We start from the raw sequence: 20,320 nt of genomic DNA, 5'->3' as shown, positions 1-20,320 counted from the left end.
CAATCAGTAGGGTATTGGTGTGACGCGAATTACCACGCCCCCGGAGTCGGGACAACCGACTCCGGGGAAGGACAGAACTCTGAAGGCCTCGTTTGCTGCGGTGACCGCACTGGTGGTGATCGCGGTTGTCGCAGCCGGATGGTTTGGCTTCGGGTGGGCGCGCGCTCTCTTCGTGGACAAGCCGATCGCCGACGCACGCGATTCCGCGTTGACAGGCGCACAGCAGGCCGCGGTCAACCTCAACTCGGTCGATTCGAAAGACCTCGACGGATCCTTCGAGAACATGAAGTCGTCGATCACGGGCGACAAGATGAACCAGGACCTCCAGGCGACGATGGACGGGTTCACCGACCAGATGCGTCAGTCGGGTGCGGCGAGCAAGGCCGAGCTGATCCAGGGCACACTCACGGAACTGAACACCGACGACGGCACCGCGAAGGCGCTGGTCGTCGTGGCAGTCACCACCACGTGGCCCGACCGCTTCGACAAGGCCAAGGTGACGATGCGGATGGACGTCCAGGACGTGGACGGGGTCTGGAAGGCCTCGTCGGTCGAACCGGTGGGCGGGCGTATTCCGCTCGAGAGCGGTCCCGTGCCCGCCGACGGCGCTGCCCCCGCCCCAGCCCCTGCCGAACCGGCTCCCGCCGAGCAGGCGCCGGCCGAACAGGCGCCCGAAGGCGACAGCGGCGGTCAGTAGTCCTGATGTGCCGCGGCGGCGTGTCGCTGCGGTGTCCACGTCGACGACAGCTCGTCGTGCAATGAGAAAGTGGTGAACTATGCCCCCCAAGCGCCGAAACAACGTGCCGGACAGCGCTGCAAAGGGCAGGCGTCCGCGCGTGGCGGGGACCCGTCAGGCAGCGTCCAAGCCGCCTCGATCGGAAACCCCGGTCACTGAGACGGAGCCGGTGACGACGACGGAACCGGCGAAGAAGACGGAACCGGTGGCGAAGGCCGAGGCCGCGACGACCGCAGCAGCAGCAGCCTCCTCGACCACGTCCGCCGAGACGGCGAAGACCCCCGACACGGACACGACTGTGTCGTTGGCCAAGCCGGTGTCGACGGCGAAGGCCGCGTCGGTGGGAAAGGCGAAGGTGCCCAACCTTCAACCGCGCATCAGCAAGCAGCAGGCCCCCGCCGCCGCCGAGACCGCGGCGGCCGACAGCGGGTCCAGTCGGATCACCTGGAAGCTCGTCGGGATCCTCGGAGCTGTGGCGGTGGTGCTCGGGGTGTTCGCGGTGGTCGCGGCTTTCAAGCCCGGCGCAGACATCACGAACACCGCCTGGGTCGACGAAGGTGCCACCGCCGAGGTGACCAAGGCGGGAACCGAGGCGATCGAGACGTTGTACACGTACAGCTACGAAACGATCGATCAGGACTTCGAGAAGGCGCGGGGCTACCTCGACGACGCCAAGCGTGACGAGTTCGATTCGACCGCCGACACCACCAAGCAGGCGGCCATCCAGACCAAGACGGCCACCCAGGCCTCCGTCACCGACATCGGGGTCACGATGCTCGACGGCGACCGCGCCGAGTTGCTCGCGCACATGAACGTCAGCGCCACCGGTGACGCCGTGGCTCAGGGCAGTGCTGCGACCCCGTTGTCGATCAAGATGGAGAAGATCGACGGCAAGTGGGTGCTGTCCGACATCTCCGACAGCGAGGGCTGATCTGCCACCCGGAAAGAATTGAGCCGGAACGGGATCCGTGTGCTCCGGAATGGGTGGGCGTTGAATTGCCCTCTCCGGCAGAGTGAACCGATTCCCATCCGATCGTCTTCACGATTGGATGGGAATCTGTTGTTGCGGTGACGGTTTCGGATACTCCGGTGAACCGGGGGTAGGTGTCTTCCGCGCCAGGAATCCCGGCGCCCACCAGTTTGCCTCACCCATCAGCTTCACCAGGGCGGGCACCAGCATCATGCGGATGACGGTGGCGTCGATGACCAGCGCGACGATCATGCCGAGCCCGATGAATCGCATCATCGTCAGTTCCGAGAGCGTGAACGCGCCGGTGACGACGATCAGCAGCGCGGCGGCCGCCGTCACGATGCGTCCCGTATGTGCGGTGCCGATCCGCACGGCCTCCTCGGTCGACGCACCGTTGTCGTGGGCCTCGACCATCCGTGACATCAGGAAGATCTCGTAGTCGGTGGAGAGCCCGAACACCACTGCGATGATGAGGACGACCATCGTCGCGGGCAGCGGCCCCGGCGTCACACCGAGAAATTCCGCACCGTGACCGTCCTCGAAGATCCACGTGAGCACGCCGAACGAGGCGGCGAGGCTCAGGGTGGCCATCGCGATCGCCTTCAGGGGCAGCACCACGGACCGGAACGCCAGCAGCATCAACACGAAGGTGACGGCCACCATGATCCCGATCATCCACGGCAGTCCCGCGGCCATCGCGTCCAGTCCGTCGGCGGTCAGGGCGTTCAACCCGCCCAGCATCTTCTCGGTGCCCTCCGGGGGCGGGAGGTCGCGCAGTGCGGCGGCGGTCGCCATGGCCCCCGTGGTGCGGTCGGCGTCGTCGAAGATGGCCCGGATGGCGACGAACGTGTCGGTCGCGCCGACCGGGACCACCCGCTGGACGCCGTCGACCGCGGCCGTCGCCCGGAAGAACTCCGCCGTGGCGGCCGGCGGCGGTGCCTTGCCGTCGCTGCCCTGCAGGACGAGCGTCGCCCCGTTGTTGGCGAGTGGGAAGTCGGTGGCGAGATCCTGGACGGCGAGCCGGAGCGGGTGAGCCACGGGCAATCCGGTGTGGTCGAGATCACCCAGCGACGCGCCTGTGAGCGGCGCGGCGAGCACGAGCAACCCCGCGACGATGGCCGTCGCGATCGGGACAGGTCGCCGCATGACGCGGGCGGCGACGCCGCCCCAGAACCGGTGCGCCCGGTCTTCGCCGCGTTCGACCACACCCGGTCGCCACGTCAGCGAGTTGATGCGCGGCCCGAGCAGCGCGAGTGCCGCGGGCAGCGCCGACAGCGACAGCACGGCGGCGATCCCGATGGCTGCCATCCCGCCGTAGGCGAACGACCGGACGATGGCCTGGGGGAACACGAGCATGCCCACGAAACCGCACACGAGGAGGAGCGCGGAGAATCCCACGGTCCGGCCGGCCGTGGCGAGGGTCCGGCGGACGGCGTCGTCGGTGCGGGCCCCGGACCGCAGCTCCTCGCGGAACCGGGTCACCACGAACAATCCGTAGTCGATGGACATGCCGAGCCCGACGAGGCTCGCGATGTTCACCGAGAATGCGCTGACCTCGGTGAAGTACGAGATCACGCGCAGGGCGCCGAGGGCGCCGAGGATCGCGAGGCCGCCGACGCACAGCGGGACGGCCGCGCCGACGAGGCCGCCGAAGATGACGAGCAGAAGAAGCAGCAGAAGCGGGAACGAGACCGCCTCGGCTCGCAGCAGATCACTCTCGGACACCTCGTTGAAGGCGTTGGCGGCCGCGCTGAAGCCGCTGAACTCCGCATCCGTGCCGTCGATGACCAGCAGGGGTCCGAGATCGTGGTACGCCGCGATGCGAGTGTTCTCGTCGCCGCTCAGCGACAGCACCACCAGTCCCTCGGTGCCGTCGGTGGACCTCAGGAACTCCTTCGCCTGCGGCGGCGCCGACCAGTACGACAGGGGAGTGCTGGCGAGCATGCCGGGGTCGATCTGCGCGAGGTGGGCGGCCACCTCGGGCCCGAGGTCGTCGATCGTCGAACCCGGACGTGCGTGGTAGGCGACCGCCAGATCGGGGGTCTGCCGTCCGAACGTCCCCTCGATCAGGCGCTCGACGCCCGCGGACTCGCTGCCCGGATCGGTGTACCCGCCGAGGCTCAGCCGGTCGAACACGCCCGATCCCCACGCCCCACCGAGCAGCACCAGCAGCACCGTGGCGGCGAGTACCAGCTTCGGACGGGCGACGACGAACGAACTCCAGCGCGTCACGGCTCTGCTTCCCTCGCGAAATCGACGGCGATCGCGTGCGCATATTGTTCACCGCCCGTCAGCGGCTGGGAAGGGGCGGCGGGAACAGTCCCCGGGCCTCGCGAAACGACGCGACACGCCCCCTAACTCTTGACGCCGCGATGATCACGCGTCACTCTGATGCGTGAACATGCGCAGTGACGCGTGGCCAAGCGCCCGGCTGGGTGCTGTTTCGGGTGCCCGACTCGACATCTACTGAGTTTGGGTGTACTTTTGGACGTTGCGCTGGCTGCCTCCTGTCCACCCCTCGTCCGCACCGCTGCGAAGTGATTCACTCTTCAGCAACTGTGACGAGTTTCGTTCGGGTTGTGACCAGCGAAATTCGAAGCAGATACAGCGGCGGTCGCAACAGCAAGAGCGGCCCGCGTGAGGTGCTGGAAGGACGCATCTTGGCAGTCTCTAGCCAGACCAAGGCAGTTTCCGGAATCCCCGGAGCCCCGAAGAGGGTTTCGTTCGCAAAGATTCGCGAACCCCTCGAAGTTCCCGGGCTTCTTGATGTACAAACCGATTCGTTCGAGTGGTTGATCGGTGCGCAGAGCTGGCGCGAACGCGCCGCCGCTCGTGGCGACAGCGCAATCTCCGGCGGTCTCGAGGACATTCTCGCGGAGCTTTCCCCGATCGAGGATTTCTCGGGCTCGATGTCTCTGTCCTTCTCGGACCCGCGCTTCGACGAGGTGAAGGCCTCGACGGACGAGTGCAAAGACAAAGACATGACCTACGCGGCGCCGTTGTTCGTCACCGCGGAGTTCATCAACAACAACACCGGTGAGATCAAGAGCCAGACGGTCTTCATGGGCGACTTCCCGATGATGACCGACAAGGGCACGTTCATCATCAACGGCACCGAGCGTGTCGTGGTCTCGCAGCTGGTGCGTTCCCCCGGCGTCTACTTCGACCACTCCGTCGACAAGGGCACCGAGAAGGACCTGCACAGCGTCAAGGTCATCCCGGGCCGTGGTGCATGGCTCGAGTTCGACGTGGACAAGCGCGACACGGTCGGCGTCCGCATCGACCGCAAGCGCCGCCAGCCCGTCACCGTGCTGCTGAAGGCCCTCGGCTGGACCACCGAGCAGATCACCGAGCGCTTCGGCTTCTCGGAGATCCTCATGGCGACGCTCGAGAAGGACAACACCGCCGGCACCGACGAGGCGCTGCTCGACATCTACCGCAAGCTGCGTCCGGGCGAGCCGCCGACCAAGGAGAGTGCGCAGACGCTCCTGGAGAACCTGTTCTTCAAGGACAAGCGCTACGACCTGGCTCGCGTGGGTCGCTACAAGATCAACAAGAAGCTGGGCCTGAACCTGGGACAGCCGATCGTCGCGTCGACCCTCACCGAGGAAGACATCGTCGCCACCATCGAGTACCTGGTGCGCCTGCACGCCGGTGACACCGAGATGACCGCCCCCGGCGGCAGTGCGGTGCCCGTCGAGGTCGACGACATCGACCACTTCGGTAACCGTCGTCTGCGCACGGTCGGCGAGCTCATCCAGAACCAGATCCGCGTGGGCCTGTCCCGCATGGAGCGCGTGGTTCGTGAGCGCATGACCACCCAGGACGTCGAGGCGATCACGCCGCAGACGCTGATCAACATCCGGCCCGTCGTGGCTGCGATCAAGGAGTTCTTCGGAACCTCCCAGCTGTCGCAGTTCATGGACCAGAACAACCCGCTGTCGGGGCTGACGCACAAGCGTCGTCTGTCCGCCCTCGGCCCGGGTGGTCTGTCCCGTGAGCGCGCCGGCCTGGAGGTGCGAGACGTTCACCCGTCGCACTACGGCCGCATGTGCCCGATCGAGACCCCTGAGGGTCCGAACATCGGTCTGATCGGTTCGCTGTCGGTGTACGCACGGGTCAACCCGTTCGGCTTCATCGAGACGCCGTACCGCAAGGTCGAGAACGGCCAGGTCACCGACCAGGTCGACTACCTGACCGCGGACGAAGAGGACCGCCACGTCGTCGCCCAGGCCAACTCGGCCCTCGACGCCAACGGTCACTTCACGGACGATCGCATTCTGGTCCGTCGTAAGGGTGGCGAGGTCGAGTTCGTCTCGTCCGCCGAGATCGACTACATGGACGTCTCGCCGCGACAGATGGTGTCCGTCGCGACCGCGATGATTCCGTTCCTCGAGCACGATGACGCCAACCGTGCCCTGATGGGTGCGAACATGCAGCGTCAGGCGGTGCCGCTCGTCCGTAGCGAAGCTCCGCTGGTCGGTACCGGCATGGAACTGCGTGCCGCCGTCGACGCGGGCGACGTCATCGTCACCGAGAAGACCGGTGTCGTGGAAGAGGTCTCCGCCGACTACGTCACGGTCATGGCCGACGACGGAAGCCGCAAGACCTACCGGATGCGCAAGTTCGCGCGTTCGAACCAGGGCACCTGCGCCAACCAGCGTCCGATCGTGGACGAGGGACAGCGTGTCGAGTTCGGACAGGTCCTCGCCGACGGCCCCTGCACCGAAAACGGTGAGATGGCGCTCGGCAAGAACCTGCTCGTCGCGATCATGCCGTGGGAAGGCCACAACTACGAGGACGCGATCATTCTGTCGCAGCGCCTCGTGGAAGAGGACGTCCTGACCTCGATCCACATCGAGGAGCACGAGATCGATGCCCGCGACACCAAGCTCGGTGCCGAGGAGATCACTCGCGACATCCCGAATGTCTCCGACGAGGTCCTCGCCGACCTCGACGAGCGCGGCATCATCCGTATCGGTGCCGAGGTTCGTGACGGCGACGTACTGGTCGGAAAGGTCACGCCGAAGGGCGAGACCGAGCTGACCCCCGAGGAGCGCCTGCTGCGCGCCATCTTCGGTGAGAAGGCTCGCGAGGTTCGCGACACGTCGCTGAAGGTTCCCCACGGTGAGACCGGCAAGGTCATCGGCATCCGCGTGTTCTCGCGCGACGACGACGACGATCTGCCCCCCGGTGTCAACGAGCTGGTCCGCGTCTACGTGGCACAGAAGCGCAAGATCCAGGACGGCGACAAGCTCGCCGGCCGCCACGGCAACAAGGGCGTCATCGGCAAGATCCTCCCGCAGGAGGACATGCCGTTCCTGCCCGACGGCACTCCGGTCGACATCATTCTGAACACCCACGGTGTTCCGCGTCGTATGAACATCGGTCAGATCTTGGAGACCCACCTCGGGTGGATCGGCAAGACCGGCTGGAACGTTCAGATCGCCGGCGACGGCTCCCGTCCCGATTGGGCGGAGCAGCTGCCGGAGGAGATGCTGTCTGCACCTGCCGACTCCAACATCGCCACCCCGGTGTTCGACGGCGCCAAGGAAGACGAGCTCACCGGTCTCCTCGGTTCGACGCTGCCGAACCGCGACGGCGAGGTCATGGTCGCGTCCGACGGAAAGGCCACGTTGTTCGACGGTCGTTCCGGCGAGCCGTTCCCGTACCCGGTCTCGGTCGGCTACATGTACATCATCAAGCTGCACCACCTGGTCGACGACAAGATCCACGCTCGTTCGACCGGTCCGTACTCGATGATCACCCAGCAGCCGCTCGGCGGTAAGGCCCAGTTCGGTGGCCAGCGCTTCGGTGAGATGGAGTGCTGGGCGATGCAGGCCTACGGCGCGGCATACACGCTGCAGGAGCTGCTCACCATCAAGTCGGACGACGTGGTGGGTCGAGTCAAGGTGTACGAGGCCATCGTCAAGGGCGAGAACATCCCCGAGCCGGGCATCCCCGAGTCGTTCAAGGTGCTCCTGAAGGAGCTTCAGTCGCTCTGCCTCAACGTGGAGGTGCTGTCCTCGGACGGCGCGGCCATCGCGATGGCGGACGGCGACGACGAGGACCTGGAGCGGGCCGCAGCGAACCTGGGCATCAACTTGTCCCGGAACGAAGCGGCGACGGTCGACGACCTCGCGAACTAGGTTTCGGTCCCCGGGTCCTGAGAAATCAGGGTCCGGGGGCGTAGTTCACATTTGAATTGGCAGTCAGGAATCGGCGGGCGACCGTTGATCCACAATCCCTCTGGGGAAAGGAAGTTACGTGCTCGACGTCAACTTCTTCGATGAACTCCGCATTGGCCTCGCCAGTGCAGAGGACATCCGCAATTGGTCCTACGGTGAGGTCAAGAAGCCGGAGACCATCAACTACCGCACCCTCAAGCCCGAGAAGGACGGCCTCTTCTGCGAGAAGATCTTCGGCCCCACCCGGGACTGGGAGTGCTACTGCGGTAAGTACAAGCGTGTCCGCTTCAAGGGCATCATCTGTGAGCGCTGCGGCGTCGAGGTGACCCGCGCCAAGGTTCGGCGTGAGCGCATGGGCCACATCGAACTGGCCGCCCCGGTCACGCACATCTGGTACTTCAAGGGCGTGCCCAGCCGTCTCGGCTACCTGCTCGACCTGGCGCCGAAGGATCTCGAAAAGATCATCTACTTCGCCGCGTACGTCATCGTCGGTGTCGACGAGGAACTGCGTCACAACGAGCTGTCCACTCTCGAAGCCGAGATGCAGGTCGAGAAGAAGTCCGTCGCGGATCAGCGTGACGCCGACCTCGAGGCCCGCGCGCAGAAGCTCGAAGCCGACATCGCCGAGTTGGAGGCGGAGGGCGCCAAGTCCGACGTCCGCCGCAAGGTCAAGGACGGCGGCGAGCGCGAGATGCGTCAGCTCCGTGACCGCGCGCAGCGTGAGCTGGACCGTCTCGACGAGATCTGGACCACGTTCACCAAGCTCAGTGTCAAGCAGCTCATCGTCGACGAACTGCTGTACCGCGAGCTCGTCGACCGCTACGGCGAGTACTTCACGGGCGCCATGGGTGCCGAGTCGATCCAGAAGCTCATGGAGAACTTCGACATCGACGCCGAGGCCGAGAACCTCCGCGAGACCATCCGCAGCGGCAAGGGGCAGAAGAAGCTCCGTGCGCTGAAGCGTCTCAAGGTCGTCGCAGCCTTCCAGACCAACCAGAACTCGCCCATGGGCATGGTTCTGAACGCCGTCCCGGTGATCCCGCCGGAGCTGCGTCCGATGGTTCAGCTCGACGGTGGCCGTTTCGCCACCTCCGACCTGAACGACCTGTACCGCCGCGTGATCAACCGCAACAACCGCCTCAAGCGACTGATCGACCTCGGTGCCCCCGAGATCATCGTCAACAACGAGAAGCGGATGCTGCAGGAGTCCGTGGACGCGCTGTTCGACAACGGCCGTCGTGGCCGCCCCGTCACGGGTCCCGGTAACCGTCCGCTGAAGTCCCTGAGCGACCTGCTCAAGGGCAAGCAGGGTCGTTTCCGTCAGAACCTGCTCGGCAAGCGCGTCGACTACTCGGGTCGTTCCGTCATCGTCGTCGGTCCGCAGCTCAAGCTGCACCAGTGCGGTCTGCCGAAGCTGATGGCTCTCGAGCTGTTCAAGCCGTTCGTGATGAAGCGTCTGGTCGACCTGAACCACGCGCAGAACATCAAGTCCGCCAAGCGCATGGTGGAACGTCAGCGCGCACAGGTGTGGGACGTCCTCGAAGAGGTCATCGCCGAGCACCCCGTGCTGCTGAACCGTGCACCGACGCTGCACCGCCTGGGCATCCAGGCCTTCGAGCCGCAGCTGGTCGAGGGTAAGGCCATTCAGCTCCACCCGCTGGTGTGTGAGGCCTTCAACGCCGACTTCGACGGTGACCAGATGGCCGTGCACCTTCCGCTGTCCGCGGAGGCGCAGGCCGAGGCTCGCATCCTGATGCTGTCGTCGAACAACATCCTGTCGCCCGCGTCGGGTCGACCGCTCGCCATGCCCCGTCTGGACATGGTCACCGGTCTGTACCACCTGACCCGGTTGGACGAGGGTGCGATCGGCGAGCTCGCAGCGTCGACCAGCGACGAGGCGGAGCAGGGCGTGTACTCCTCGCCTGCCGAGGCTCAGATGGCCGTCGATCGTGGCGCGCTCGTCGTGCAGGCGAAGATCAAGGTGCGGCTCACGCAGCAGCGCCCGCCCCGCGACATCGAGTCGGAGCTGTTCCCCGAAGGCTGGAACTACGGTGACGGCTGGACCGCGGAGACGACGCTGGGTCGCGTGCTCTTCAACGAGCTGCTGCCCGCGGACTACCCGTTCGTCAACGAGCAGATGCCGAAGAAGCGTCAGGCGACGATCATCAACGATCTCGCCGAGCGCTACCCCATGATCGTGGTCGCGCAGACCGTCGACAAGCTGAAGGACGCCGGTTTCTACTGGGCCACGCGTTCCGGTGTCACGGTCTCGATCTCCGACGTCCTCGTGCCGCCGGAGAAGGCTCAGATCATGGAGTCCTTCGAGGCTCAGGCCGACCAGATCGAGAAGAAGTACCAGCGTGGTGCTCTGAATAAGACCGAGCGCAACAGCGCCCTGGTCAAGATCTGGTCCGAGGCCACCGACGAGGTCGGTAAGGCCATGGAGGCCCACTTCCCCGACGACAACCCGATCCCGATGATCGTGAAGTCCGGCGCCGCCGGCAACATGACTCAGGTTCGTTCGCTCGCCGGCATGAAGGGTCTGGTGACCAACCCGAAGGGTGAGTTCATCCCGCGTCCGATCAAGTCTTCCTTCAAGGAAGGCCTGACCGTTCTCGAGTACTTCATCAACACGCACGGTGCCCGTAAGGGTCTGGCCGACACCGCGCTCCGCACCGCCGACTCGGGTTACCTGACCCGTCGTCTGGTGGACGTCTCGCAGGACGTCATCGTCCGCGAGGTCGACTGTGGAACCGAGCGCGGCATCGTCACCACGATCGCCGAGAAGCAGGCCGACGGCACGCTTATCCGCGATGCACACGTGGAGACGAGCACGTACGCCCGCACCCTGGCCGCCGACGCGGTCGACGAGAACGGCAACGTCATCGTCGAGCGTGGACACGACCTGGGCGACCCGGCTATCGACGCGCTGCTCGAGGCAGGCATCACGCAGGTCAAGGTCCGCTCGGTGCTCACCTGCACCACCGGCACCGGCGTCTGCGCCACCTGCTACGGCCGCTCCATGGCCACCGGCAAGCTCGTCGACATCGGTGAGGCCGTCGGTATCGTCGCCGCACAGTCCATCGGTGAGCCCGGTACCCAGCTGACCATGCGTACGTTCCACCAGGGTGGTGTCGCCGGAGACGACATCACCGGTGGTCTGCCGCGTGTTCAGGAGCTGTTCGAGGCCCGCGTCCCCAAGGGCAAGGCCCCGATCGCCGACGTCAGTGGCCGCGTGCAGCTCGAGGACGGCGACCGCTTCTACAAGATCACCATCGTCCCGGACGACGGTGGCGAAGAGGTTGTCTACGACAAGCTCTCGAAGCGTCAGCGTCTGCGTGTCTTCAAGCACGACGACGGCACCGAACGCCTTCTGGCCGACGGTGACCACGTCGAGGTCGGTCAGCAGCTAATGGAAGGTGCTGCCGATCCGCACGAGGTGCTGCGTGTCATGGGCCCCCGTCAGGTGCAGATCCACCTCGTCAACGAGGTCCAGGAGGTGTACCGGAGCCAGGGTGTGTCGATCCACGACAAGCACATCGAGGTCATCGTGCGCCAGATGCTGCGTCGCGTGACGATCATCGACTCGGGCGCCACGGAGTTCCTGCCCGGTTCGCTGACGGAGCGTGCGGACTTCGAAGCGGCCAACCGCCGTGTCGTCGCCGAGGGTGGTGAGCCGGCCGCCGGACGTCCGGTGCTGATGGGTATCACCAAGGCATCGCTGGCGACCGATTCGTGGCTGTCCGCGGCGTCGTTCCAGGAGACCACTCGCGTCTTGACCGATGCGGCGATCAACTGCCGCTCGGACAAGCTGATCGGTCTGAAGGAAAACGTGATCATCGGAAAGCTGATCCCTGCCGGTACCGGTATCAACCGTTACCGCAACATCCAGGTTCAGCCGACCGAAGAGGCCCGCGCTGCTGCGTACGCGGTTCCGTCCTACGACGACCAGTACTACAGCCCGGACGGCTTCGGCCAGAACACCGGTGCCGCGGTGCCGCTGGACGATTACGGTTTCAGCAACGATTACCGGTAGGCGCTCCGCGCCCGTGAGCGGTTGACGAGTCCCAGGACTCGCCGAGCACTCACCAACGACGAAGGCCCCACCCCACTCTCTTCGGGGGTGGGGCCTTCATCTGTTTCCATGCCTTGTCGCCGGGTGTTCGCCGTTGCTAGCGTCGGATGATGGCCCGGCCGAGGTTCGCCATCGCGCTCCTACTCGCCGTCGTCGTGGCAGCCGCGACCTCCTGCACGGGCTCGGACACCCAGGAGAGCGAGGCGACGTCATCGGCGACGCCGGCCGCGTCCGCCGGTCCCGCTGTGCTCACTCCGGTGGTCGCGGATGTGGTGGCCGCACCGATCCCGGTGACGGGCAGCGACGGTCGCGTGCACCTCGCCTACGAACTGCGGCTGACGAACACCGGTTCGCAGCCGGCGACGATCACGTCGCTGCAGGTGAAGGGCGACGACCGCACGCTGGTGGACCTGACCGGCGACGCGCTGACGCCGTGGTTCCAGGCACTCGGCGGAGGCCCGAAGACCGGCACCGTCCTCGCCCCCGGACAGCAGGGGCTGGTGTGGATCGACGCGACACTGAACAGTCCCGACGATGTGCCCGACAGTCTCGGCCACGTCGTGAACGTCAACTTTCCGCAGGCGACGTCACTCGTGCCGTCGCAGCTCGCCGAGAACGTGGCCGACACCGAAGTCGACACCCGCGACGCCGTCCGGATCCGCGCTCCCCTCGACGGTCCGCGGTGGCTCGACGGCACCGGCTGCTGCACGGTCACGTCCCACCGCGCGGCCGTGCTGCCGATGAACGGCCGGATGCTCGCGGCCGAGCGCTTCGCGATCGATTTCGTCCAGCTCGACGAGCAGGGACGCATCTACGTCGGCGACAAGACTCAGCTGTCGAGCTACGAGTACTACGGCGCACCGGTGCGCGCGGTGTCGGACGGCAAGGTGATCGCCGTCGTGGGCGATCTGTCCGAACAGGTTCCGGGTGCCAGTCCGCAGGGACTGCCCCTCGACCAGTACGGCGGAAACCACGTCGTCCAGGACATCGGCAACGGGCGGTACGCGTTCTACGCACACCTGCAGCCCGGCAGTGTGGACGACATCAGCGTCGGCCAGGACCTGCGGGCGGGCGACCAGCTCGGGTTGCTGGGCAACAGCGGAAACACCGACGCGCCGCACCTGCACTTCCATCTGATGGACGGGCCGGACTATCTGGCGTCGAACGGCATTCCGTTCGAGTTCGAGAACTTCGACCTCGACGGGCGGGTGACGGGGGAGAGCCTCGAAGCTGCTGCGACCGCAGGCGCCCCGGTGGTCGACGAGGCGGGAACGCAGACCGGATCGCGCACCGACGAGATGCCGCTGTACCTCGACGTCGTGACGTTCCCGGGCAGTTAGCCGAGGAGCCCGCGCTCGACGAACCGGGTGAGTGCGGCGATGCCCGCATCGTCGTCGCCGTCCCACAGGTCGACGAAGGCGGTGGCCACCGCGGCGAGCAGCTGTGCACTGACGTCGGGGCTCGCGGGGAGGCGTGCGCCGTCTGCGGAGAGTGTGGTGAGGAGTTCGGCCCACGGCTTCATCTGCTAAATCCCGAAGTCGTGCATCCGCTGCGCGAACTCGGGATCGACGAGGGCTGCGTCGCGGAGCGCGGCCATCACGGGGCGATGCCGCGACTGCAGTTGCCAGAACACGGCGAGATGCGGACCGAGGTTCCGCAGATCGTCGGGAGAGGTGGTGATGAGTGCATCCGCGTCGTCGCCGATGTCGTCCGCGAGCGCGAGGAGCAGCGCTTCCTTGCCGTCGAAATGGTTGTAGAACGAACCCGCCGCCTTGCCGGCCTCGGTCGTGATGTCGGTGATGGTGGCGTTCAGGTAACCGTTGCGTTCGAAGACCACTCTGGCTGCGTCGAGCAAGTCCCGGCGCGTCTGTGCGGCCTTCTCCTGTCGGGTGGTCACTGCGCTTTCCCCATCTCCCTCGCCGCTGGTCTGCCCTCGCTCGACCGGGTTTTCGTCCCGTGAAGACTATCCTCGACCACACCTGTCCGATATGCGTGGTTCGCTGAACGGAGACGAGATGTCCGAGAAGAAGATCGATCGCGTCAAGACGGAGTCGGCACTCGAAGTGCTGCGGGAAAGCCCCACGATCGCACTCATCACCGTGGCACCGGCACTGGTCGTCTTCGGGGTGGTCTGGTGGCTGTTCGGATTCTGGTCGGCCCTCGTGCTGGTCCTGATTCTGGGTGTTGTCGCCGTGGTCGGCCGGAAGCTGTTCTGAGGCCGCTACCGCGGAACGTGGAACGCGGCGAGTGACGCCGCGCTCGACGTGAGTTCGTCCCACTCGCACGGCACCGTGAGAACGGCGAGCGCGGACGTCGGGAACTTCTCCCGCATCAGGTCGGCATCCCCGGTGTCGGGGTTGCCTGCCAGATCCAGTGCCGTCGACGGCATGCCGGGAACATGCCCGACCACGAGCAGCGTGCGCACCGATGACTCGACCCGCACGATCTCCATGAGCACCTCGGACGGGTACGCGCCGTACAACTCCTCGGCGAACCGGGCGGGAGCGCCGACCCGGGTCGCCTCCAGCGTTTCCCGGGTGCGGCGAGCGGTCGAACACAGCACGGCGTCGATCGGCGGCTGAGTCGACCGCAGCCACTCACCGGCCATTCCCGCCTGCTTCCGCCCGCGGGGCGCCAACGGCCGCTCGTGATCCGCGACCCCCTCCGGGTACGCCGACTTGCCGTGGCGCATCAGGATCAGGGTGCGATTCCGCGACGAGCTGTGCGAGGCCATGGCTAGACGCTAGCGCCCCACGCCGGCGCGTTCACTGTCGAGTTGGGCCATCTGCGCGGGTGCGTAGCGGTCCCCGGCGACCGCGGTGTCGGGAACCGCTGCGGCGATGGCGGCGAGGTCACCGGCGCCGAGGTGGACGTCGAGTGCGCCGAGCGTCTCCTCGAGCCGGGCGACGGTGCGCGCTCCGACGACGGGCACGATGTCGTCGCCCTGGGCGAGAACCCACGCGATCGCCAGCTGCGCGACGCTCACACCGTGCTGCGCGGCCACGTCGGCGAGCGAGTCGACGAGGGTGAGGTTCTGCCGGAGGTTGTCGCCCTGGAACCGGGGGCTGTGTGCGCGGAAGTCGTCGGCCGCGAGGGTCTGATCGGTGCGCAGCGAGTCGCTGAGCAGGCCCCGGGAAAGTACGCCGTAGGCCGTCACGCCGATCCCGAGTTCCCGGCAGAGCGGGAGGATCTCGGCCTCGATACCCCGCGAGACGAGCGAGTACTCGATCTGCAGGTCCACGATCGGGTGCACCGCCGCCGCGCGGCGCAGGGTCTCGGGGCCCACCTCGGACAGCCCGATGTGGCGCACGTAGCCGGCCTCGACGAGTTCGCCGATCGTTCCGACGGTGTCCTCGATCGGCACGTCGGGGTCGAGGCGGGCGGGGCGGTAGATGTCGATGTAGTCGACACCGAGACGCTGCAGCGAGTAGGCGAGGAAGTTGCGGATCGACTCGGGTCGCGTGTCGACTCCGGCCCACGTGCCGCCGGGGCCGCGCAGCCCGCCGAACTTGACGCTGAGGGTCACGTCCTCCCGTCGACGGCCCGCAAGGGCCTTGCCGATCAGGGACTCGTTGTGGCCCGATCCGTAGAAGTCCCCGGTATCGACGAGGTCGATCCCGGCGTCGAGCGCCGCGTGGATGGTGGCGGTGGACTCCGCGTCGTCCGTCCTGCCGTACATCCCGGACATGCCCATGGCGCCGAGGCCGAGCCGGCTGACTGTGGGACCGGTGGTTCCGAGTGCGGTGGTGCTGATCATGTTCTGCTCCGATGGTCGGTGTCTGTTCCGGACTGACACCAGCGTCGCCGTCGCCGCGAGCGGCAACCAGAGACCGTTCATCGGGGGACCGGCGATCCCTGGCAGCGTCCCGGTGGGTCCGGCACAGTTGATGCATGAACCGCTCCGAGTTGGCCGACTTCCTCCGCCGTCGCAGGGAACAGCTGGTTCCGGCCGACGTCGGACTGCCACCGGGTGTACGCCGGCGGACGCCGGGGCTCCGGCGCGACGAGGTGGCGATGCTCGCGGGAATGTCGACGGACTACTACACGCGACTCGAGCAGGCCCGCGGTCCGCATCCGTCGACGCAGGTCCTGGCGTCGATCGCGCGGGCGTTGCGGCTGACCGACGATCAGCGAGACCATCTCTACCTGTTGTCGGGTCAGGTGCCGCCGATGCGGGCCGCGGGCAACAAGCACGTCGGGCCGGGACTGCTGCACCTGCTCGACAAGCTCGACGACACCCCGGGCTGCGTCATCTCGGACCTCGGGGAAGTGCTGGTCCAGAACCGCATGCACGTGATCCTGTTCGGCGACGCGTCCCGGTATTCGGGTCTCGATCGGTACGTGCCGTGGCGGTGGTTCGCGCACCCCGGCGAGCGCGGGATCTTCCCCGAGGACGATCACGAGCGGCTCGCCGGACATCACGTCGCGGACCTGCGGGCGACGGCCGCCCGGCGGGCCGGTGACGCCGACGTGACGGAACTGGTGGACCGCCTCTACGAGAGCAGCACCGAATTCGCCGCGCTCTGGGACAGGCACGATGTGGCCGTCCGCCGGTCCGACACCAAGACCGTCCTCCACGCCGAGGTCGGACGCATCGACCTCGTCTGCGAGACGCTGCTGACCCCGAGCGCCTACCAGCACCTGCTCGTGTACATGCCGCAGCCGGGCTCCGACGCGCGGGCCCGGCTCGACCTGTTGCGGGTGATCGGCACCCAGCAGATGGTCTGATCAGGCGGCGAGTGGCCCGACGCTGGCCACGGCACGCAGGGCGTCGTCGACCAGGAACCACACGGTCAGCGACGTGTCGTCCCGCCTCGAGCGCAGGACAATTCGGTCGGTCGACACGATGGGCGAGAGGTACTCGAGCACGGCGCGATGGGGATTGTCGACGAGGCGGCCGCCGCCCGGATGCTCGTGGTCGGCGAGCAGTTCTTCGACGGCCTGCCAGTAGACGGCGTTGTTGACGTGGTCGAACGGGTCGATGTCGGTGCGGCGTAGGACGAACTCGGTATCCACGATGCCGTCCTCGTCTGCGGACGGCGCATTCTCGACGAGCCACCGCTTCCACTTGAGCCGGTGTTCCTCCGCCGACTCGCCGAGGCGTTCGATGAACCCGTCGTCGATGCGGGTGGGCATTCCCGTTTCGCCGCTGATGTGGATCCAGAAGCCTTCGGTCTCGATGAGGGCGCCCGCCTCACCCTCGATCTGGACCCGCATGTTCGTCCAGCGGGTCGAGAGCGCGGAGCACCAGCGCCGGAGGTGCACCCGCTCGGGCCATACCGCCGGTCGTACGACGTCGATGACGGTGCGCCGGACGATCCACAGCGGGTGGCTGTCGGCGGCGTCGACCGCGTCGAGGTTGTCCAGTCCGGCGTCCTGCAGATACCGCGCGATCCCGTCGAGGCGCAGGCGCTTGGCCGCATCGATGTCGCCGGTGCGGACCGGCCAGGACGTCTCGAAGAAGCGGCCGCGTGCGGGGGCAGCGGCGAGGGGTCGGTCGAGTGCCAAGATGCGGTTCCTTCGCTCGTGGACGGAGCCCCGATTCTTCCATCCCGGCGCCGGTGCTTGTTTGCGGACGCGATTCTCAGTACAGTTCATATAACTGTTACTACGTGTAACATAAACGAGTTCGATGGTCCGGACAGGTGTGAGGAAACCGCAATGGCATATGTCATCACCCAGGCGTGCTGCAACGACGCGAGCTGCGTCTCCGCATGCCCCGTGAACTGCATCCATCCGACACCGGAGGAGCGGGAATTCGCGCAGACCGAGATGCTGCACATCGACCCGGAAACCTGCATCGACTGCGGGGCCTGCGTCGATGCCTGTCCGGTCGACGCGATCTTCCCGGAAGACAAGCTCATCGGCTCACTCACCCGCTACAAGGACATCAACGCCGAGTACTACACGACCAACCCCATGCCGACGGGGTGGATCCCCCTCACGCCCGCGACGCCGCCGCGCCGCGACCTCGGCAAGCTCCGGGTCGCCGTCGTCGGCGCGGGCCCGGCGGCCTGCTACGCCGCCGGTGAACTGCTCGAACGCTCCGACGTCGAGGTCGAGATGTTCGAGAAGCTCCCGACCCCGTGGGGACTCGTCCGCGCCGGTGTCGCACCCGACCATCCCGGCACCAAGGAGGTGACCCGGATGTTCGAGTGGAGCCTCGACCGGCCGAACTTCGAGTTCCACCTCAACGTCGAGGTCGGCACGCACGTCACCCACGACGAGCTGCTGGAGAATCACCACGCCGTCATCTACGCCGTCGGGGCGTCGAGCGACCGGCGTCTGGGACTCCCGGGCGAGGACCTTCCCGGCGTGCACGCCGCCACCGAATTCGTGGCCTGGTACAACGGCCACCCGGACTACGCGGAGCGCACGTTCGACCTGTCCGCGAAGCGCGCGGTAATCGTCGGTAACGGCAACGTCGCGCTCGACGTGGCCCGCATCCTCACGATGAACGTCGAGGAGCTGGAACGGACGGACATCGCCGATCACGCCCTCGCCGCCCTGCGCCGCAGCAACATCGAGGAGGTCGTGCTCCTCGGCCGCCGCGGGCCCGCGCAGGCCGCCTACAGCAACCCCGAGTTCCTGGCGCTCGGCGACCTCGAGAACGTGGACGTCGTCATCGACGACGCCGATCTCGACCTCGACCCGGCCAGTGAGGCACTGCTCGACGATCCGGCCACCGCGATGAAAGTCCGGCTCGCGCGGGAGTTCGCGCAGCGTGCCCCGCGGCCCGGTCACAAGCGCATCGTGTTCCGTTACCTGACGTCGCCGCTCGAGGTCACCGGATCCGGCAAGGCAGAGGCCCTGCGCTATGGACGCAACGAACTGGTGGTCGACGACTCCGGCGCGTTGTCCGCCCGGGCTCGCGGCGAGGAGGGCTCGCTGGACACCTCGCTCGTGCTGCGCTCCATCGGCTACCGCGGCAACCGCGTCAGCGGTGTCGCGTTCGACGAGAAGCGCGGCGTGATCCCCAACGAGCACGGCCGGGTCACCGACCGGGTGTACGTGACCGGATGGATCAAGCGCGGTCCCAGCGGCGTCATCGGCACCAACAAGGCGTGCGCGAAGGAGACGGTGTCGTCGCTGCTCGCGGATTTCGAGGCCGGAAAACTCCTCGGCACGGTCGGCACCCGCAAGGACGTGAAGAAGCTGATCGAGCGGCGCCAGCCCGAACAGATCGGGTTCCCCGGCTGGCGGGCGATCGACAAGGCGGAGACCGGTCGCGCGGCGGGGTCCGGCCGGCCCCGCGTGAAGATGACCGACAAGGTCGAGCTGGTGTCCGTCGCCCGCAAGCGGAAGCGGCTGTTCGCTCGTTGACGCCTCTCGCCACCCCCGCGCGTCTACTGTTTCGAGCATGCGCGCAGTGGTGGTGACGGAGCTGTCGGGGCCGGGCGGCATGACGCTGCAGGACGTACCCGAACCGGCGGCCGAGGGGCTCGTCCTGATCGACGTCAAGGCCAGCGGCGTGTGCTTCCCCGACCTGCTGATCAGCTACGGCAAGTATCAGCTCGGCCCCGAGTTGCCGTTCGTTCCCGGCGCCGAAGTCGCGGGTGTCGTGGTGTCGGCACCGGCGGACAGTGGATTCGAGCCCGGTCAGCGGGTGCTCGCGGCGTCGCAGGTCGGCGGTTACGCCGAACGGGTCGCGGTGCCGCCGGCGCAGGTGCTGCCCATTCCGTCGATCCTGGATTTCGACGAGGCGGCGTCGCTGATCGTCAACTACCAGACGATGGAGTTCGCGCTGGAGCGCCGGGCCCGGCTGCGGGCAGGCGAAACCGTCGTCGTCCTCGGCGCGGCGGGTGGGGTGGGGACGTCCACCATCCAGCTGGCCAAGGCGCACTGCGCCCGCGTGATCGCGGTGGTGCGCCGGGACGGGGCCGAAGACTTCCTGCGCGAACTAGGGGCCGACGAGGTCGTCCGCCTCGACGACGGCTGGGGCGCCCGGGTCCGCGCGCTGACCGGCGGCCGGGGCGCGCAGATCGTGGTCGACCCGGTCGGCGGCGACGCGTTCGACGAGGCCGTCCGGGTGCTGGCCCCGGAAGGCCGGCTGGTCGTGATCGGTTTCGCGGGAGGGGCGATCCCCGAGGTGAAGGTGAACCGGGTGCTGTTCCGCAACATCAGCATCGTGGGTGCGGCGTGGGGTGAGTTCATCCGGACCGAACCGAATGCGCTGGAAGAGGTGCATGCCGCGCTGATCCGGCACGTCGAACGAGGATTGCGTCCCGTGGTCACTTCCCGGTATCCACTCGAGCGGGCCGCGGACGCATTGCGAGATCTCGAGGCGGGCCTCGTGCTGGGTAAAGCGGTGCTCGTCCAGGACTGAACCCGCAGGGCGAGGGTGTCGCCGG

The 20,320-nt window shown here is 67.0% G+C and carries 15 protein-coding genes; 9 read left to right on the top strand and 6 right to left on the bottom strand.

The genetic code is table 11. From position 1 onward, the window contains the following. The first annotated feature begins 100 nt into the window (after positions 1-100). Positions 101-697 carry a hypothetical protein gene (locus tag RHA1_RS09565; protein WP_050787273.1) on the top strand — a complete coding sequence of 199 codons (597 nt, stop codon included), beginning with the start codon at positions 101-103 and terminating at the stop codon, positions 695-697. Between the two features lie 79 nt (positions 698-776). After that, the gene (locus tag RHA1_RS09560) at positions 777-1,667 is read left to right on the top strand and encodes a hypothetical protein (RefSeq protein WP_011594856.1); all 891 of its coding nucleotides are present in this window, start codon (positions 777-779) and stop codon (positions 1,665-1,667) included. 108 nt (positions 1,668-1,775) lie between these two features. Here RHA1_RS09560 and RHA1_RS09555 read toward each other — a convergent pair whose 3' ends face one another. After that, positions 1,776-3,938, bottom strand: a complete 2,163-nt coding sequence (locus tag RHA1_RS09555; RefSeq protein ID WP_011594855.1) for an MMPL family transporter — start codon at positions 3,936-3,938, stop codon at positions 1,776-1,778. A 410-nt stretch (positions 3,939-4,348) separates the two neighbouring features. On the opposite strand from RHA1_RS09555, the gene rpoB reads away from it, so the two are divergent. The 3 genes from rpoB to RHA1_RS09540 all read left to right on the top strand — a co-directional run bounded on the left by rpoB (position 4,349) and on the right by RHA1_RS09540 (position 13,309). Further along, positions 4,349-7,855, top strand: a complete 3,507-nt coding sequence (gene rpoB / locus RHA1_RS09550; RefSeq protein WP_011594854.1) for a DNA-directed RNA polymerase subunit beta — start codon at positions 4,349-4,351, stop codon at positions 7,853-7,855. Between the two features lie 118 nt (positions 7,856-7,973). Continuing rightward, a complete protein-coding gene (locus tag RHA1_RS09545) occupies positions 7,974-11,930 on the top strand; it encodes a DNA-directed RNA polymerase subunit beta' (RefSeq protein ID WP_009474658.1) in 3,957 nt (1,318 codons plus the stop codon). Positions 11,931-12,076: 146 nt separating this feature from the next. Next, positions 12,077-13,309: a M23 family metallopeptidase gene (locus RHA1_RS09540; protein ID WP_011594853.1), complete on the top strand. Its 1,233-nt coding sequence runs from the start codon at positions 12,077-12,079 to the stop codon at positions 13,307-13,309. On the opposite strand, the gene RHA1_RS51685 is transcribed toward RHA1_RS09540, so the two are convergent. After that, a complete protein-coding gene (locus tag RHA1_RS51685) occupies positions 13,306-13,491 on the bottom strand; it encodes a hypothetical protein (RefSeq protein ID WP_011594852.1) in 186 nt (61 codons plus the stop codon). The two genes, RHA1_RS09540 and RHA1_RS51685, sit on opposite strands and share 4 nt — an antisense overlap. A gap of 3 nt (positions 13,492-13,494) precedes the next feature. Then, complete coding sequence (locus tag RHA1_RS09535; protein ID WP_011594851.1) at positions 13,495-13,866, bottom strand: TetR/AcrR family transcriptional regulator; 372 nt, start codon at positions 13,864-13,866, stop codon at positions 13,495-13,497. Positions 13,867-13,984: 118 nt separating this feature from the next. Between RHA1_RS09535 and RHA1_RS09530 the strand changes: the two genes are divergently transcribed. Beyond that, on the top strand, positions 13,985-14,185 hold the full coding sequence (locus tag RHA1_RS09530) for a hypothetical protein (RefSeq protein ID WP_005258232.1): 201 nt from the start codon (positions 13,985-13,987) through the stop codon (positions 14,183-14,185). Positions 14,186-14,190: 5 nt separating this feature from the next. Here RHA1_RS09530 and RHA1_RS09525 read toward each other — a convergent pair whose 3' ends face one another. Further along, positions 14,191-14,703, bottom strand: a complete 513-nt coding sequence (locus RHA1_RS09525) for a SixA phosphatase family protein (RefSeq protein ID WP_011594849.1) — start codon at positions 14,701-14,703, stop codon at positions 14,191-14,193. 9 nt (positions 14,704-14,712) lie between these two features. Further along, positions 14,713-15,726, bottom strand: a complete 1,014-nt coding sequence (locus RHA1_RS09520) for an aldo/keto reductase (protein WP_011594848.1) — start codon at positions 15,724-15,726, stop codon at positions 14,713-14,715. A 134-nt stretch (positions 15,727-15,860) separates the two neighbouring features. Here RHA1_RS09520 and RHA1_RS09515 point away from each other — a divergent pair, with 134 nt between their 5' ends. Then, positions 15,861-16,697, top strand: a complete 837-nt coding sequence (locus RHA1_RS09515; RefSeq protein WP_011594847.1) for a helix-turn-helix transcriptional regulator — start codon at positions 15,861-15,863, stop codon at positions 16,695-16,697. Here the strand turns inward: RHA1_RS09515 and RHA1_RS09510 are convergent, their stop codons facing one another. Then, complete coding sequence (locus RHA1_RS09510; protein WP_041811311.1) at positions 16,698-17,477, bottom strand: acyl-[acyl-carrier-protein] thioesterase; 780 nt, start codon at positions 17,475-17,477, stop codon at positions 16,698-16,700. A gap of 153 nt (positions 17,478-17,630) precedes the next feature. On the opposite strand from RHA1_RS09510, the gene RHA1_RS09505 reads away from it, so the two are divergent. Together RHA1_RS09505 and RHA1_RS09500 are read left to right on the top strand one after the other, a co-directional pair. Then, positions 17,631-19,292 (top strand): FAD-dependent oxidoreductase, encoded by a 1,662-nt coding sequence (locus tag RHA1_RS09505; protein WP_011594845.1) that lies wholly within the window; start codon positions 17,631-17,633, stop codon positions 19,290-19,292. A 37-nt stretch (positions 19,293-19,329) separates the two neighbouring features. Continuing rightward, positions 19,330-20,295, top strand: a complete 966-nt coding sequence (locus tag RHA1_RS09500; protein WP_011594844.1) for an NADPH:quinone oxidoreductase family protein — start codon at positions 19,330-19,332, stop codon at positions 20,293-20,295. Positions 20,296-20,320 lie beyond the last annotated feature (25 nt).

The organism is Rhodococcus jostii RHA1 (assembly GCF_000014565.1).
GTDB lineage: Bacteria > Actinomycetota > Actinomycetes > Mycobacteriales > Mycobacteriaceae > Rhodococcus_F > Rhodococcus_F jostii_A.
Note: the sequence above shows the minus strand (reverse complement) of the source record. Positions and strands in the feature narration are given on the sequence as shown.